Here is a 17,918-nt window from a genome sequence, read left to right on the forward strand (position 1 = left end):
ATAAACAATTTTGCTTGGTGGCAATAGAGAGAGGGAAATACCTGATCCCATACCGAACTCAGAAGTCAAGCCTCTTATCGCCGATGGTACTGCACACAAGAGTGTGGGAGAGTAGGTCGCCGCCAAGCTTTTTTTTTACTCAACTATCGCTTCTCAAAACATTTCTCCTATCCTACTAGTCTATCTTGCTTTATTCCACTCTTTTTCCTTTACCATTCTAGCTTTTTTTATATTTATTGCGCTCTGTATACCCCCCTATTGGAAAATTCCATTTAAAGAGTTATACTGTCTTTTCCTGAGGAAGGAAACAGATGAGCTAAGAGATGTTTTAAATTCATCTTCAGATGGGAAGCGAGCAAGGTTTGCATGCTTTTTTCAAATTATCTTAACTTTTTTCAACCTCAAACGTTTTAATCTTACCCAACTAACCCCAGCTTTTCAAGAAAAAGCAAAACTAAGCTCCTCCTATAAAACGCTACAGCATTTTTTCTGAAAATTAAATTAAAAAGGTAGAGAATTTGAATGACCCTCTTCGGTTAGCTATCAGCTAATACTTTCTAGCACTATGCCTGCCCTGTTACGCATTACTTAACAGCTGTTGACAGTGCTGCTTGGCTGTGCATACGGCAAATCCAAATAAAACGTTTTTGGCCAAAGATCAAGCTTTTTCATTTTCAACTTTTAATCCACTGCGGATACTTGAGAACAAGTAAATGCGCTTATTACCATTTTGAAATGCGTGCTAAACTACGAGAAAAAGCTAAGCTGGGTTTTTTATTCTCCCTTAAAATCTAAAGGTTTTATTATGGAGAGGTTATTTAAGCCAGGGCTTTGTTGCTAAGATTAAAGCTTACTTATTTCGTCTTATAAGCTCTTGTAAGAGCTTTTATTGCACCCAGCAGAGGGGTTGGCTTAAAAACGCTGCGAATGGGCGCTGTGCAGCTGCTAATGAGGATATAGGCGGGCATGGTAGAATGGATAATTGATTAGGCTTTAAAAGGCCTTAAAAGGTCGCCTCATTTTAAAATCGCTAGCTAAATAGAAGATTCATCGCTTAATTTTAAGTGATCGAAGATTTAACCATCTTTAAAGTTAAAGTAGAGCTCCAAGTAGTGTTGCTGAGCTTGTCTATTTGCCATCCCTGTATGGGATAGTTCAAACAAGCTTTTTAAAACAAACAAGGAGCGTAAAAAGAACCGATCAGTTTGGTGACAGAGGGATTATCTTAAGTGACATTATATTTAAGAATGGCCACATACTTAAATGCAAAGGTAGCCGAAATGAAGCGGCAAAGGTTTTACTGCCAACTTTTAAAGCCGATCGAATATTTTCGTGTAGATTTATATAATTCCATGCAATAGAAGAAGCATTGGCAACTCTAAGCATGGCATCTAACTTGTGTTTAGTAACTAACCTAATGAGGAATGAAATACAGCAAAGTGGCACCAAAATGCTAAATTGCTAAAAAAGCTGAAGTAGTTTTTTTTAAGTGCTAAACTTGTTGTTATTACTTAAGAGGTCTATCTTTAACTTTATCTAATAGGGCACTTCACCGGCCATAAGTAGTTATAGCCCTACAAAAGATAACTGAGCTTTTTTTAAGTAATTTTTTTTGTAGACCCTTAAGCCTCTAGCATATGGGGGAGCAGGGATCGTTTTATTTATCTGTAGCAATTAGATTGATAAGACTATTTTGTGCCTGTGTCCAAATTCTAATAAAGCTGGATTTTTTTTGTAGGAAAAGGAAGAAAAATTTAAAGGATAAATAGGAAAAAGAAAGGATAAAAAAATCTTGTAGCTAGGAGGAAAAAAGAGTGTTATTGTAAGCTCGGTAAATAGGCTCAAGAATAAGTAACGTGATAACTTGAAATAGATAAAGGCTGAGCCTAATTGTATTTTTTATAGTATTTTAAAAAGCTAAATACTAGATTATGCGCTAAGTAAATGCTTTTAAAAGATAGATTAAATATGAGCCTATTGAGAGCTTCATCAATTAAAAAACCTTTCTATAAAAGGTGTAGACGGACTTTATAAATCATAAGCGATAGAAAAATTTAGAAAAACTTTTAATCTGTTTTTCGAGACTAAAAGATAGACAATAGAATAATCAGTTGCTTTTTTAAGAATAAAATTAATTGTTTTAATAGCATTAGGAGGAAGAATGCCACATACCTTAACTTGGATCGTAGTTGCAAATAGCTCGAAAGCTAAGATTTATCGTTTAGCAAAGTTTCCTAAAATTGAAGAACTTCTTGTCCTCAATCACCCTGAAAGCCGCTTACAAGATCAGGTTTTAGAAGGGAGAAAACCTGGACGTAACTTTCAAAGTGGAGGCACCACTCGTCATGCTTATGAACCTGAAACGGATCCTAAAGAGGTTGAAAAGGAGAAATTTGCTAGATCCTTAGGAGATTATATCTGCGCTGCCCATTATAAAGGTGAATTTACACGGCTTTATTTAATGGCTAATCCGGCGTTTTTAGGATTAGTGCGCCATCATATAAATACTAGCACACAAAAAACTATAGTGGCTGAAGTTGCCAAAGATTTGACGGATTGTCCCATCCCTGAAATCGAACATCATCTAGTTAATATATAAAGTTTTCAATATATCGGCTGTTCTGTCTCTCCCTATAGATAAAGGCCCTCAAATTTACTTAGGTAAATTCGAGGGCCTAAACCTAGTGTACCTACAAAAGGTAATTTTACATTAAAAAAAGTATTTCTTACGTAAATGCCCGCAGCTGGATATGTTCTTTTACTAGCTAACGTGCGTAATTGCTTAATAAATTTATTAAGGATACTAAATAAAATTTTAAATACTAAGTAAATGTAGTTTGATCTTTGCTCAGTAAGTTCTTCATTTATACAAAAGAGGGGAGAAAAAGAAAAGAAAGTTTTAATTTCGCTTAATTATGCAAAATCAGTTTTTAAAACACTTTCAACCATTACCTGGACAGGTTTGTTGGTAAATATTATCTTGAAAAAAAATTTTTCCAGATCGTTTGGTATTAAATACTTATTGACATTTTTTTTATAATAAAATAAAAATTTTGTTAAAAAGGAGTACAGTATGCAAGCATTAACACAAACCTCTAGTTTAGATTCCCGATCCTGTCCTGATTTCCTTGAATCTCATTTAACTGGGCAGAATGATTATGATCTATCGATTCCTTCTAATGAGGGCATAAAAGATGCAGCAAAAAGTGTTAGTGAGATATCTCAGAAAATTAATCAGTTAAAAGAAATCAAGCAACTGTGTGAATTTATTGTTAAGAATGTGTATCTGAAAGGTCGTATCTATGTGCAGTATTCGAGAAGTTTAAAAGGTCACACGATAGCTCGACATATTCTGCACACATACTTAAACCATGATTTTTCTAATCCGAAAGAAGCTGAAAGAATATGCTTAAAAGATATCATGCAGCAAATTGAACAAATCCAGTTTTTAGAACTGAGTGGCGCAAAGTTAACAAATTTACCTGCTTATTTTAAATACCTGACAGGCTTACAGCATTTAAATCTTTGCGCTAATAATTTAACTTCTTTACCTTCTGAACTAAAAGAATTGGTTAATTTACAAGAGCTAAATCTGAATGGAAATCATTCATTTGAAGAACTGCCTCCTTTTTTAGACAACATGAATTTAAAAGTCATTAAAATTGGTAACACGAAGGTCAATAAAGCTTCTGTAAAACTCCAAGGTATTATTGATCCTGGTGCAATGATTCAAACATGGATAAAAATCTAAATATTCGTTCTCATATTTAACGCTATTCATTGAATAAGAATATAACAATCCTATACTGCTTCACACCATAGCCTATACTGCATCATCTAGCTCATTGATGTTTATTTTTCCTTACGAGCAAAGTGGATGCAGGGGTTACGGGTGGTGTAAGCATGAGCTACCCTTCTCTTTATTAAATTAGCAAAGACAACTTAGCGGCGGTCAGGATGACGATATTTGAGTTGATAAGGGTTTCCTAACATATTAAAAGTTTATGCATGTGATATAGCCACTTTTTATAAAACATTATACTCATAAGCAGCGCTTCGCTTAATGATAATTTTGGCCACCTACTTCTTCTATTGTTCTTGCCAATTAGAGGCCTCAAATAGCTTTCAAGATACATTTTGCACTGTTTAAGGCTCAAGCTTTTTACAGTTATCCTCTATCTCCGAAAAGGGACATTAATCAATCTCTCTCTTAACCATCATGATCTTCACTATTTAAATTTTGGTAAAAAAATCAAACCATTTGAAGAAGGTATTTCACTAGCACATGTTTTTTTATTTGTCTTACATAAGTACCTTTCTATGATGGCTAAGATATGATGCCAAAATGGTTTTGAAGAGTTATGGGCACACAACGCAAGATTTTAGCACCCAAGCTTTTTAAAGAGTGTAAAAAACAAGTTGTACGCTTTTAATCTACTCCTTATGCTATCATGTACTTTATAAAATCCCTTTTGCTAAGCAGAGAGGCGTCTTTCAGAGGGTGGGGTATACAGACTAAGTTTTTTAAAGCGTATTAGACGCTTAACCCTATGCATCCTCGAAAAAGATCTGTACCGCTATTTGGTCGAGTGTTCATCAAAGATTTACGGGCATGTGATGTGCTTCAAAGAGAAGAGTGAAGCTTTGCTGACCAGGAGCTCTTTCATAGTGTTTAGATGCCACTAAGATCGCCCAAGATAGAATGCTGTAAACCTTGCTTAGATGCAACTTAAGCTAGCCACAAAGTTAGATGGGCAGCGCGTAGCAGCCAACGTTTTTTTCAGCAAGAAGAGGCGCACAGAGGGCAAACAATCGATTAGCAGTGTAAAGGAAAAGGAGACATCCCTTATTTATTAGCAAAAGGAAAAGGTTATCTATAAGTTTGAGAAAATATTGCTGCCGAAATAAACGCCAGGTAGCGGAACCTTAGAAATAAGCTTTTGACATGAGAAATTTTTCTTTGGATTTATAGGCCACTAAATCCTGGCAAAAGGACTGGAGAAGGGTCATTTCTAGTTTAAAAAGAATAAGATGGCAGGTTAAATGGATATCTTAGCTGCAAAGAAAGTTTCAGCGAATGGTAGCTAAAGGAAAGAAAAATATTAAGGATTGGCAAAGATTGTTAGTTTGCAGGTTTATGAATTGACCAAGGGGTGAGATAGATTCAAGCTCTTCTTTGAGCTATTTCCTTATCGGGTAACTTGCCTTGTTTAATATTCTAAAAGGTTTCTTAGCAGTCCTTAAGAGTGCAAAGATAGTTAACAAAAGATGATAAACCGCCTTGAACTTCGTCTACAAAGTTAGAATGGTAATGATAAAATAATTTTTTTAAATCCTGTTGCTTGGATAGCTTGAGGATGTTATCTTTTATCTTTTCTTTTAAATCATCTTCGACTAAGCAATCTAGCTCTTCTTTAATTTGACCGATTATCGCAGCATATAAACGTAAATCTTTTTCCTCCTCTAGGCCTATTGTTAATCTCAATGCAGACCAGCACTCAATTAAATTGGCATTCGCAAATCCAAAGCTTTGGCTCATGGTGACAGGTAGATTATTTTTGATATATCTAGCATACAAATAATACTGCATGATAACTACCAAAATATGTAAAAATTGCTCATCCTCCTTTCCAAAAAGTTCTTTTTGAAAACCATTCATATGAATCCCTATCATCGGGACTTTTTCATCCCTATAACCTATTTGAATTAAAGGTTTTTTAGTATTATTCTTTTGAGTGGAGCCTTGATCGGTAATGTCTTGTTTTTTTTCTATGACTAATCCCTGTTTTTGTAATTCCTTATAAACAAAGTCAGTATTTTTTCTTATTTTTTCTAGATAATTTATAATATTTTCACTGCAATGTTTGAGCATAAGATGAAAAAACCAGAAAGCTTCTTTGGAAAAGTTATCGTTTGCACTGCTTGTTAATAAACCTCTTAATAAATCATCTGCGGATGTATCGGAACTATAAACTTGTACTATTCCGCCCGGAAATTTATCTAGCCCAAGCTGTCCATACTTAGCTAGGCTGTTGGTTAAAATAAGAATCAATTTTCCTTCATTAATAGGAGTTGCAAATTCTTCTACTAGGCTGCGGACTTCTTCATGCATGAAAAACGTAGTGGCACAATCAAGGACCATTGCTAATGGACGTTTATTATCTTTATGTGTAACAGAGATAGAATCTCTTTTTTCTAGAATTGTTTTAATAATCTCTTTAACTTTTATTTCTTCTATGACAAGCCTTACCACCCGATTAGGATAGATATCTGTAAAGATAACGTCATAATTTTCCAAGTCCGGAATTGTTTCAAAATTACTTAGCTGGGCAGTTTGGCAGGAAAAACGTTCTTTTAAGCAATCTTTAAGGCCGCCTGTGCTCTCACTGATTTCGTAGTAACTATTGGTGTCAAATATTACAGAGGGTTTAAGAGGCTCTCCATCAGGCTGATGAGATCCTTCCGCAAGCATCTGCAAAAGCCCTTCCGTAATGTTTCCAAAGCAAGCAATACCGCTTGTGAAAGTATATCCATTGCTTACCACTCCTTTAGGAGTAGGTTGGGAATTTAGGACTTCAGGAATAGTTTCAATTTCTTCTCTTTTGTACAATATTTGAAGCTGTTGAAAATGTTCGAAGACAAGAATGAATTTATTTTGGCAATCTTGGAAATTATTATAGCTGAGCTGGCTAAGATGTTTTTTTATCTTAATTAAACAATGAAATGCTGCTTTATATATAAGAGGATTTTCTACTCTTATGACCGGATTTGTGGCTGCGAGTAGTTTATAAAGAAACTGCAAATAGTGTGAGGTAAGTGTCGAGTTTTCTGCTGATTCAGATAAAAATTTTACGTACTCAAAAAGTTTTTGATGGGTATTTATTACTTCCTCTAGAGTAATCTCACGCTCTTCTAACGGAGGAATCTCTAGGTAGGTTTCGTAAGCTCTTCTCTGAGGAATAGGATAGTGGTCTAATAGGGATGTAATTCTATAGCCTGTACGAATTAAAAGTTCTTTGAGTAATACAATATCAGGATACGCTCCGTGAGCTCCTTGAAGGCTTTTAAATGTAGTTAAAAATTTCTGTAAGTTTTCTTTATTATTGCCATGGAAAAAATAGAGAGACTGGCCATCAATTTTTAATACCACCCCAACAATTAAATGATTGCCTTTAAAAACACTACCTAAAATTTCATTTATATTTTTGTTAGGGAGAATTGAGTTATCATGTTCATAGAATTTGAACGCTTCGGAATAATCTACAAAAGTAAAATCATTGTCTGCTGGTTTGTTATTAATCTCTATAAGAATATTCTCCAGATCGTTCGGTTCAGCAGGAAGATAGCGTCCTTTTAATATTTGACAGCAATTAATAATTAATTTTTCAAATTCATCATTTTTTATGAGGCTGATTTTGATATCTTTTAGCCAATTGTGTCGTTTCTGGATTTCCCTAAGAAAAATATTTACAATTGCTCCTCCATCTTCCCGGTGATAATGAGGAGCATTATCGTCTATATATTCGCTAAATGGATAGTTGTATTTATCCTGAGCAAAATTGATTAAAGGCGTTTTTGCTGATTCCACTAAATAATGGAGGCACCAGACATTCAGCTCAGTGATAATGATTTTAATTGACTCATCTTTTATTTTTTCTAGCGAGCAAATGAACTGCGCGGTAGATAAAATTTTATGGTAACTTTTATAAAATTTCTGATCCAAAGTTTTAATATCAATTTTTTCAAGGGAGGGAGTTACTGCTACGCTGAATTTATTTTTAATAAACCTTTTCGTAATTTTGGTCATGTAATTGAATAAAAGATAGAGATTAGCTTGGCATTTATTAGGGTCCTTTTTCCAAAGCGGAGAAAGATAATTCGCAATCAAAGTAGGTTCAAGCTTTCCATTGCTATCTACTAAATCTTTTTTTCCTAGCCAACGTACAAAGATTTTGCGAAGAGGGCGGTGCTCTACTTCGATTGTTTGCACAAAATTTTGGAAAAAAGCAGTAAGGTCTTGCGTGGGGTCTTTATTTCTCTCAGTTGTAGGGAGGGTTTTATTTAAGTCACGGCAATAATTTTCTAGCTGCTTGAGAAGAGGTCTAGGAGGATTCCAAGAAAAAATATTATTCATTACTACCTACAGTTATGGGGCCTAAAGTTGAATAAATGGTTGATATGTTGCCGTTTGTAGTTTTTTGGCCAGTGTTAAAGCAGTTTATATCTATACCCTTCAAATTTGTAAAGAACTTAAATATCGTAATTATAAGATTTTTTTAATTTTCCTTAATTAGGATGGCGGGCTTAAAAGTTATGCAAGCGCCTTGAGGATTTGCTTAGCTTACTCACTTGTAAGATAGATCAGCTATATGCTAATTTTTTTACTTAGCTTTTGGGAAGAGAGGTTACGCTTTAAAAAGTCTTCTGAATACTTTTTTTGAGACCAATTAATGCCTTATGCTGCTTGATGGGTGCGTTAAGCAATTTTTTAGAAAGCAATTAATAATACTCATGCTGCGTCTATTAATCTTAGGGTGGATACCCGGATAAGCTTATTCACTAATAGCTAGCTGACGGAGCTTTAAGATAAGCTTAAGCTAGGAAGAATTAAGCAAAAGGAGTATTTACTTTTATAATAACCTTCTTTCTAAGGTAGTGATAAGACACAAAATCAATGAGCTTTAATTATCAACGGCTTAAGTAGCAAGCTTTAAGAAAGCTAGTAGAGCGAAAATTAAGGGGCTGTAAGCGCAAAAGCATTGTTTAAAGATCGCGATCTTAAGAGTTACCAAAATTTATCAGATACTCATTAAAATTAAAGAATTGAGGTTATAATAAGAGGCTTGCTAATAGAGGGTATGATTGTTTGTTAAGAAGGGATTTCTGATAGCAGGTCTAGCTAGCTGTTTTAGAAATTTAGATCACCCACTATGAACATAGCAAAGAAATTTTTTAGCCAAGTAGCGGGGCTTAAGGTGAGATTGAAAGGAATAAAGTTTGACACAAAAAGATAAGCGAAAAGGGATATGATAATAAAATATGGGCATATTAAGGAATGAATAAAATGAAGGGAGATCGATAGAAATAGACTATCGATCTCCTCAGCATTATTTACTAAGAAGGGCTTTGCGGCTTAACTTAAGCTGGCCACGTTCGTTGATATCTAAAACTTTTACAGAGATTACTTCTCCTTGTTTGACATGATCGGCTAAGTTTTCAATGCGTGTATGTTCAAATTCAGAGATATGGCATAACCCTTCTTTACCCGGTAAAATCTCTATAAACGCTCCAAAAGCTACTACAGAGGTAACTTTACCTGTATATGTTCTACCTATTTCTACTTCAGCTGTTAGGCCATGAATAATAGCTTTGGCTTTTTCAATACCTTCTAAGTTTGTAGAGGCTATGCTAATCAAACCATCATCGTTGATATCAATTTCTACCCCGGAGGCTTCGATAATAGCTCGAATTTGTTTTCCCCCTGGACCTATCACTGTTGCAATCTTACTAGGTTTAATTTGCATGGTTTCAATACGCGGGGCATAGATAGACATCTGCGGTTTGAAAGTAGGACAAACTTCCAACATCTTGTTAAGGATATGAATTCTACCTTCTTTAGCTTGATTTAGAGCCGCTTGCATAATAGCAGGGGTAATACCTTCTACTTTGATATCCATTTGGAAGGCTGTAATGCCATGCTGATCACCAGCAATTTTAAAGTCCATGTCGCCTAAAGCATCTTCGATTCCCAATATGTCAGACAAAATTTTGTACCGTCCCTCTTCTAAGATCAATCCCATGGCAATTCCTGCAATTGGACGTTTAATAGGTACTCCTGCATCCATCATAGAAAGACAGCCAGCACATACTGTAGCCATCGATGAGGAACCATTGGATTCTGTAATGGTGGATTCTAAGCGCATGGTATAAGGAAAGATATCTCGAGCAGGTATAATAGCTGACAAAGCTCTTTCTGCTAATTTTCCATGGCCAATTTCACGGCGTCCTGGGGCGCCTATGCGTCCTACTTCTCCTACAGAGAAGGGAGGGAAGAAATATTGAAGATAAAATCTACGGCTACTCTCTTCATCGAGATCTTCATATCTTTGAGACATAGCTTCCCCACCTAATGTACATACACCTACCGCTTGTGTTTCACCGCGTGTAAATAATGAACTACCGTGCGTACGAGGCAGAAGGCCTTGTTCGATATCTATTGAACGAATCTGTTTACTGTCACGCCCATCGCTACGAATATTTTCTTCTAAGATCATTTTACGCATGTATTTAGACTGAAGATCTTTAAGAGCCGCATTAACCTGGTTAACGGAATATTTAGGTTCTTCTCCTTCAGGTAAAAGGGTATCTACCACAGCTTTTCTCATAGCATTCAATTTTTCTTCACGATCTTGCTTTAGATTGCTTCTTAAAGCAGGTTCTAAAAGAGGCGTAGCAAGTTTTTCAACTTCTCCCAGGAGTTCTGTAGGCAAGCTTCTAAGGGTGGTCAGATTTTTTTCTTTACCAATCTCTTTTTGCCAATTGAGTAGAGCTTGGCAAATAATTTTGATACTATTATGGCCCACTCCAATGGCTTCCATGAGTTGATCTTCGGTCAGAAAATCACAATGACCTTCGATCATAAGAATAGCATCTTCGGTTCCTGCTAACATTAAATCTAATTTAGATTTTGTCATCTGCTCTTGAGTAGGGTTGACAAGCCACTTTCCATCTATTAAGCCAATACGTACACCAGCTACAGGTTTTAATAAGGGAATATCGGAGATCACTAAAGCGGCTGAAATACCACAGATTGCCAATGGCTCTGTCATATTAATGCCATCGTAAGACCATACGTAAGACAATAATTGAACTTCATTATAATAGCCTTCGGGAAACATGGGACGTATTGGCCGGTCTATAAGGCGTGAAATAAGGGTTTCTTTCTCGGAAGGGCGCCCTTCTCTTTTTATAAAGCCGCTAATCGTTTTACCTACCGCAGAAAATTTTTCTTGGTAATCAACTTTCAAAGGGAAAAAATCAATATTATCAGCCGCGTTAGCTGCCGCACAAGCGCTATTAAAGAGATAAGTTTCGCCTGCTTTTATTAAAACAGCCCCATTGGCTTGTTTACCAATTTTTCCTGTTTCGAATATTAGTTCTTGCTCGCCTACTTTAACCTTCATGAGGTGTGGTTGCATATTATACTCCTAAAATGTAGTTTGAATTTATAGATAGGTCGAAGGCTAAAAAAATATGCATAATTTTATGCTGTTTTCCCAGCAAGTGTCATCGAAGATTATAAAGAAGGCTAATAGATAGAACTCAGAAAACATGCTTTAAATGACTGATTTAAAGCGCGATTTCTGATTTCTATAATCTTTAAAATTCTCCTTAAACTTGAGGCCTTCTTAAGGATAAATAGTCTTAAGCTTTGATTAACAAGGGCAGTGGTATGGGCCATCTGCCCCACTTAATATAAAGCTTTTTGCGTTACTTTCTTAATTTTAACTTTTTAATAAGCGACAAGTATCGCAAAGTGTCGGTTGAGTTTAAATAATCCAATAAACGTCTTCTTAGGCCAACATGCTTAAAGAGAGCTAGCCTAGAAGCGTGATCTTTAGGAGAACGCTTAAGGTGCTCATTTAATTCAGCAATACGCTCTGTTAAAATAGCGATCTGGACGTCAGCGGAGCCTGTGTCTTTTTCATGAAGCTGAAATTTTTTTGTAATCTCTTCTTTCGTTCCTTTGTCTAGAGACATTCAGAAAATCCCCCGTTTAAGTTTAAAGCCCGACCATAGTTATGGGGACTTAATATATTAAAAAAATGTAAATCTATTTTTCTCACTCTATCATCACATCTTACCTAGGTAACTATTAAAAATCAAGTGCAATCTTGTTAGGGTGGGAGGGAGCCATGGCGAATAAAAGGAGAAATGTAAAAGAAAAAAGAAGAAAAGAGGTTTTTAGGATGAAGGGTCTATTTCATAGTTTTTAAATTAAACCCCCTAATAAAAGGTTCTCTTCTTGCATTTTCTCTGCTAAGTTGGTAGATTCTTGGACCGTGCATAATTAAAACACCCTTGTAAGGAACTACTCTATGCTGAAAGACGCCACTTATAAAGAAAAATCTAAAATGTTAATATCATGGATGCCTCAAATCATTGAGGAGGTAAAAAAAGACCTTAAACACGAGCATCTTAAAAACGATTTTAAATTTGTAAAGAAATATTTTCTAGGTAAAAACTTAAACAAGCTAACTAATGAAGAGATAGTGAATGCTTATACCTTAGCTTTAGAGCAGGAAGAAAATGGAGAAAAAATTGCTGAATTTATCATTAATCGATGGCTCCTCAAGAATGCCGAGCTTTATGACTATTTTGAAGGGGCGTTGTTGCAAATATCTAATGATTTTACCCAATTAACTGAAATTGATGCAGATAAATCACAACAGATCGTGGAGGGCGCAGCTAGCCAATATGGAGCTGTACGTACTTATCTTTTTTCCGTTATGAATTCGGTAGTATTCCCTAAAGAAATTTATGAAAAGCTTAATAAGCGTGCTGAAGAAGAGCAAAAAGCCTTAGCAGCTGTAGAAGATGCTCAGGACGAACATTTAAGCCAGCAATCTTTGAAAGATTACTATGAAGAGCAAATCGCTCGCTTAGCGGATAAGTATGAGAAAAAATTGATTGGAATGCAAAAAAAATATATTCAAGATACAGAATCATTGAAAAAGCAAATGGCATTACTACAAAAAAGATTGAATGGGTAGCTATGCTTTTTCCTTTTACGTTTAAGCCGCAGTCAGAAGACGAAAAATTTATGCTTGAAGCATTGAAAGAGGCATGGAAAGCTTTCAGGCAGGGGGAAGTTCCTGTAGGAGCTGTCCTGGTGCATGAAGGACAAGTAATCTCTAGGGGATATAACCAAGTAGAACTGCTCAAAGATGCTACTGCTCATGCAGAAATGCTATGCATTACTGCAGGGGAAGTGGCAATGGAGAACTGGCGGTTGACTGGCACCACCCTTTATACCACTATAGAGCCCTGTTGTATGTGTGCAGGAGCTATGTTTTTATCAAGAATTTCCACTCTAGTATGGGGGGCACCTGATTTACGGCATGGGGCTAATGGGAGTTGGATGGATGTATTTGAGAAGGTTCATCCTACGCACAATCTTAACATTAAAAGAGGCGTTCTAGAGGAATATGGAGCCGCCCTCATGCGTGATTTTTTTTAAAAAATGTCGCCAAGAAAAAAAGGCTTTGACTGACGAATAGCTAGATTGCTTATTTAAAAATTAAAAAGATGTTTAAAAAAAATCAGTTACACGAGAAATAAAAGCTTATTTATTAGACTCCTCGTGCTCGCAAATGCTAATTTTCTAAGTTTTTAAATAATACGCTTTTGAGCTACTCCTTATGCAGTCAAGTACTTTGTAAAATTCCTTTTGGTAAGCAGAGAGACAACTTTTAGAGAGTTGGGTATACAAAATAAATTTTTCTAAAGCGTATAATTTATCTTAGCTTTACAGTTTTTGTGCCCAGGCAAGGCATGCTCTTTTTAAGAAGCTCTTTATCCCCTCGACCAGTTAATAAAATTTCGTTTATAAGAAGAAAATCAGCTTTTAAAGGATTAATTTATCTTTTAAGTTTAATGGCGTAATTGTCCTAAATACCATAAGCGTTTGTTTGGTAGAAGGAAAAAAATTTAACAAAAGATTAAACGAGTGAAAGAATTTTTTAGACTATTAAATTAGCTATCCACAGTTGCTTTTTTTCTTGGTGGGGCAACCTTAAGAGTTTTTTGAACAATTTTAAGGCAGGGGATAGGAGTAGCTGTTTAAATCCTTTTGGTAACCTAAAAAATTTGAGAAAGAATGTTGTTCCTCGATAAATATTTTAATTTTATCGAAAGTAGGCTTAAAAAGTTACTAAAACTCCTTGCAATAGTTCATCCTCTTTTCCTTATCGTTTATTTGCACCCGTAAATTAAAGTAGAGAGTAAAAAGTTGAAACATTTAAAGAAGAAGGGAAGGATTTTTATCTTGCAGAACAGAATCTCTAAAATCCCATTCACAGATAGCACCAGTTACATCACCAGTAAATATTCTTCCTTGTACTACTTTAAGGCAGGTTACCTCTTCGGCATTTTCTCTTAAGGTCAGCATTGACTGGGTTTTTAGAGGGTCCCAGATTCGTAGGGTTCTATCCTTAGAAGCGCTGATGATTTTTCCATAGGCAATTTGAAGATTATTAACTCCTCCCGCATGCCCATTTAAAGTAAGGAGACATTGCTCTGTATTAGCATCCCATATTTTTATTGGACCTCTTCTCGAGCTGGTAATTATATTATTATCCAATTTTTTTACGTCTGTAATTCCATCATCATTTTCCGTAGGTAAATGTGTTACCAATCCCTTCTTTATGTCCCACACTTTTACTCTTGTATCTTCACAGCCTGAGCCACTAAAAAGCTTGCCATGCACTACTTTCATAGAAGTCACCCAGTTGTCGTGCTGCAGGCAACAAATCTCTTTTTCTCTCTTAATATCCCAACAACGTATAGTCTTATCTTGTGCACCGCTGAAAAGCAAGCCATTAATTAGCTTTAAGCATTCAATTCTAGAAGCATGTCCTTTTAACACGCTAAGTTGCTGCTGCGTCTCAATATCCCATAGGCGTATCGTATCGTCACTAGACCCACTATATAGCATGCCATTGTCTATTTTAAGGCAAGTAATAATACCTTCATGTCCGTGAAAAGCACCTTGGCTTTTTTTTGTTTGGATATTCCACAAGCGAATTGTTTCGTCACTAGAACCGCTAAAAATGCGACCATACTCAACTTTAAGGCAATTCACGCTAATTTTGTGCCCCTTCATGCTATTTTGTTGTTCTCCATTTTCTATGTTCCAAACGCCTATCGTGCCGTCCCTAAGAGTTCCACTATAAAGAGAACCATTTGCTATTTTTATGCACTTAACATACGAGCCCTGACTTTGGAAAGTAGAGAAGTTGTATTCCTTGTTCTCCATGTTTTGTTTTATTTTTACTACATTACGATATTTTGTTTTCCAATTATCAGAGTAAGAAGAGATTGAAGGACTCCCTGGTACCCCCATAGGCAGCCGACTTTGATGTTTATAAAATGGATTGGCTTGCATATGTTGAGAGGAAAAGTGATAGCTATAATCTTTTTTTAAGCGTTTGCTCCATAGATAAGGATCCTCACTCATTCTTTGAAAATATTTGCATACTTGCTGAAGCTGACATAATTCTTTCGCATTAAAGTAAGAAAAGAGATGTAAATGTAATTCCTCAGGCAAGGATAAAAAGGAAGAGAATGAAGGAGAAGAAGGAAGAAAAGTAGGGTACATAAGTTAATTTTTCCTAGGTTTAAAAATATATAAATATTTCTTTTGCTAAGCTCTTTATTAATTAACAGCTTTGAGCTTTTTTTTGCTTGATCGGTTTCTTTAAAAAGTTCGATGGTTTGATTAACAAAAAGTATCAGTTTAAATACGGCTCCTATTTTAACGCTTAAAAATTTTATTTGTCAAGTTTCTTAATAGCTTAATTGTAAAATCAAAAATATTAATTTGTACTCATGCTTGTTAAAATATATAGACTTAAATTAAGTGGTTTAATTTTATAAAAAAAGATCTAATGAATATTAATAACCTTTAGTAAGCAAGCGGTCAACCAATCAGGACATTCTGATAAAACTTATTTGATAAATACTTTGCTAAGCAATTTTCTCAAATAATCAGATGTATAAGTGGCACTGGATCTAGTATCGGCAATTCTTCGATATGAATCAACAGTTCTTAGTATTGTTTGCAGCTAAGCATTGGATTAAAGCCAGGTGTCAAGCGACATGATAAATTGACCTCCTGGCGACATGAACTTTTGACCCCCACCTCTGGCCGGCGACACCAACAATTGACCCCCAGCCGTAGCAAAATTTATCCCCTCCTCCACTAAAATTGGAGAATGTAAAAACTATGCAAGAATACAATTGTTCCTTGGATAATTTAAATCCTCAAGGGGAACTTATGAAACAACAAGAAGATGTGGAGTGTATGCTAACTTTGCATACACTGGGATGGGGCCACAAACGTATTGCTAAGGAACTTGGTATCAGTAAAAACACTGTAAAAAAATACCTGAAACAAAAAGGCTGGGTTCCTTATAAAAGTCCAAAACGAAAAAAAGTTACCTCTGGACTTGAAGATCGAATAAAGGAATACTTTTTTATACATAGAGGAAATGCAGACGTAGTTCGGCAAGAACTTCTAAAAAACCATTATCGCCATATTTCTCTTCGCACTATTGAACGAGCGGTAAAACCTTTTAGAGATGAGCTACAGGTAAAAGCTCAAGCCACCCTGAGATTTGAAACACCACCAGGAAAACAACTACAAATTGATTTTGGTTCCACTCGCCTATACATTCAAGATAAACTCACTCAAGTCTTCTTATTTGTTGCCACCCTTGGTTTTTCAAGAAGAATTTACGTTAAGCCTTTTTTACATGAACAACAATCGTCTTGGTTTAAAGGAATAGAGGAAGCCTTTTTCTATTTTGGCGGTACTACCGAAGAGGTGCTTGTAGATAATGCTAAAAGTTTAATAACTAAACATCATGCGCTTACTAGAGAAGTCCAATTTAATGAGCGTTTTACTGCTTTTGCAAATTACTGGAAATTTTGTCCTAAAGCCTGCGCTCCTTATCGTGCCAGAACAAAGGGTAAGGATGAAAGAGCTATAGGGTATGTTAAACACAATGCTATCGCAGGGCACAAGTTTGCTAGCTGGGAATCTTTCGAAAGTCATTTAGAGCATTGGATGCACAATATTTCTGATCAAAGGCTCCACGGTACTACGCGTAAAGTACCATTGAAAGTATTTGAAGAGATGGAAAAAGATGCTCTTCGCCCTTTAAAGGGAAAACCACCCTTCCTGCAGATTCGAGAACTTGACCGAATCGTTCATAAGGATGCTTGTGTGGAGATCGATACGAATAGATATAGTGTTCCTTGAAAGATAATTAAGGAACGGGTCTTTGTTCAGCTAATAGAAAATGAGGTTCGCATCTTCTATAAGCAAACTGAAATTGCTCGTCATGTAGAATGCAAAGAAAAATATCAAAATATTCTTAATCCCGAACATCTTAAAGGAATTGTAGGAACCTTTCGGCCAAAAGAGCATGAAGAGATTAAGTGTGTAGAAAATTTAAATTTTATGGATGCGGAGTTATCTAGACCTCTTGCGGACTACGAAAGGTTAGTAGGAGGTAGCTGGTCATGATAATAGAACAAGACAGGCTTGATTCTATGCTAACTCGGCTAAAGCTTCTAGCGATCAGAGATAGCTTAGATCATTTGCTCGATCAAGCTATTGAGCAAAAATTGACACTCAGAGAAAGTTTGCGATTGCTTGTTGAACATGAATTATCCTGTAAAGAGGAACAACGGATTAAAATGGCGATAAAGATTGCAAAATTTCCATGTGTTAGGACATTAGACCTCTTTCGAAATTCACGTATTTAATTCCCAGTTATAGATTGCTGCAATTAAGTTGAAATAAATATCCTTAAACTTTACCTCTTCCAAATTAATAAGCTTTGTTAAATAATCATTATTTAGCATTTGTTCACTCTCCTTTTTAGTTTGCAAACATTAGGATGTGACAAATGCTATTTTTATTTAACTACTTTTAGCATTAAAGAAATCTTTTACCACGTAAACCTCCGAAGAGCCACATTTTTGATGTTTTAATTTAGCTATTGAATCACTTGACTAATAAACTTTTTAAGTATTAAATTGTATACAATATTTAAACCGATGTTCTTTTCTATCAAAAAACCAAACTTTTAAAGACGCTAAGTAAGCATAACGACAACAAAGTGTTAATT

11 protein-coding genes and 1 rRNA gene are annotated in these 17,918 nt (G+C 35.5%); 8 read left to right on the plus strand and 4 right to left on the minus strand.

Annotation, left to right across the window (positions count from 1 at the left end; genetic code table 11):
• The first annotated feature begins 13 nt into the window (after positions 1 to 13).
• From rrf to DB42_RS05890, 3 genes are all read left to right on the plus strand, one after another.
• Positions 14 to 128, plus strand: a 5S ribosomal RNA gene (gene rrf, locus DB42_RS05875).
• 2,033 nt (positions 129 to 2,161) lie between these two features.
• Complete coding sequence (locus tag DB42_RS05885; RefSeq protein WP_039385137.1) at positions 2,162 to 2,599, plus strand: host attachment protein; 438 nt, start codon at positions 2,162 to 2,164, stop codon at positions 2,597 to 2,599.
• 474 nt (positions 2,600 to 3,073) lie between these two features.
• Positions 3,074 to 3,751 carry a leucine-rich repeat domain-containing protein gene (locus tag DB42_RS05890; protein ID WP_042242877.1) on the plus strand — a complete coding sequence of 226 codons (678 nt, stop codon included), beginning with the start codon at positions 3,074 to 3,076 and terminating at the stop codon, positions 3,749 to 3,751.
• A 1,479-nt stretch (positions 3,752 to 5,230) separates the two neighbouring features.
• On the opposite strand, the gene DB42_RS05895 is transcribed toward DB42_RS05890, so the two are convergent.
• The 3 genes from DB42_RS05895 to rpsO all read right to left on the minus strand — a co-directional run bounded on the left by DB42_RS05895 (position 5,231) and on the right by rpsO (position 11,760).
• The gene (locus tag DB42_RS05895) at positions 5,231 to 8,134 is read right to left on the minus strand and encodes a hypothetical protein (RefSeq protein WP_044882154.1); all 2,904 of its coding nucleotides are present in this window, start codon (positions 8,132 to 8,134) and stop codon (positions 5,231 to 5,233) included.
• Between the two features lie 973 nt (positions 8,135 to 9,107).
• Complete coding sequence (gene pnp / locus DB42_RS05900; RefSeq protein ID WP_044882155.1) at positions 9,108 to 11,198, minus strand: polyribonucleotide nucleotidyltransferase; 2,091 nt, start codon at positions 11,196 to 11,198, stop codon at positions 9,108 to 9,110.
• Between the two features lie 292 nt (positions 11,199 to 11,490).
• Positions 11,491 to 11,760: a 30S ribosomal protein S15 gene (rpsO, locus tag DB42_RS05905; protein WP_039385127.1), complete on the minus strand. Its 270-nt coding sequence runs from the start codon at positions 11,758 to 11,760 to the stop codon at positions 11,491 to 11,493.
• A gap of 338 nt (positions 11,761 to 12,098) precedes the next feature.
• On the opposite strand from rpsO, the gene DB42_RS05910 reads away from it, so the two are divergent.
• On the plus strand, positions 12,099 to 12,773 hold the full coding sequence (locus DB42_RS05910) for a hypothetical protein (RefSeq protein ID WP_044882156.1): 675 nt from the start codon (positions 12,099 to 12,101) through the stop codon (positions 12,771 to 12,773).
• A 2-nt stretch (positions 12,774 to 12,775) separates the two neighbouring features.
• Positions 12,776 to 13,240, plus strand: a complete 465-nt coding sequence (gene tadA, locus DB42_RS05915; RefSeq protein WP_044882157.1) for a tRNA adenosine(34) deaminase TadA — start codon at positions 12,776 to 12,778, stop codon at positions 13,238 to 13,240.
• Between the two features lie 780 nt (positions 13,241 to 14,020).
• Here tadA and DB42_RS05920 read toward each other — a convergent pair.
• Complete coding sequence (locus tag DB42_RS05920; RefSeq protein ID WP_044882158.1) at positions 14,021 to 15,379, minus strand: F-box/WD40 repeat-containing protein; 1,359 nt, start codon at positions 15,377 to 15,379, stop codon at positions 14,021 to 14,023.
• A gap of 460 nt (positions 15,380 to 15,839) precedes the next feature.
• Here DB42_RS05920 and DB42_RS11230 point away from each other — a divergent pair, with 460 nt between their 5' ends.
• From DB42_RS11230 to DB42_RS05930, 3 genes are all read left to right on the plus strand, one after another.
• On the plus strand, positions 15,840 to 15,986 hold the full coding sequence (locus DB42_RS11230) for a hypothetical protein (protein WP_155117443.1): 147 nt from the start codon (positions 15,840 to 15,842) through the stop codon (positions 15,984 to 15,986).
• A 71-nt stretch (positions 15,987 to 16,057) separates the two neighbouring features.
• Complete coding sequence (gene istA / locus DB42_RS05925) at positions 16,058 to 17,044, plus strand: IS21 family transposase (RefSeq protein WP_202965073.1); 987 nt, start codon at positions 16,058 to 16,060, stop codon at positions 17,042 to 17,044.
• 263 nt (positions 17,045 to 17,307) lie between these two features.
• Entirely contained in the window at positions 17,308 to 17,553 is a 246-nt protein-coding gene (locus tag DB42_RS05930; protein ID WP_052436024.1) for an ATP-binding protein, read from the plus strand.
• Positions 17,554 to 17,918: the final 365 nt, after the last annotated feature.

The sequence above is a fragment of the Neochlamydia sp. EPS4 genome (assembly GCF_000813665.1).
Classification (GTDB): Bacteria; Chlamydiota; Chlamydiia; order Chlamydiales; family Parachlamydiaceae; genus Neochlamydia.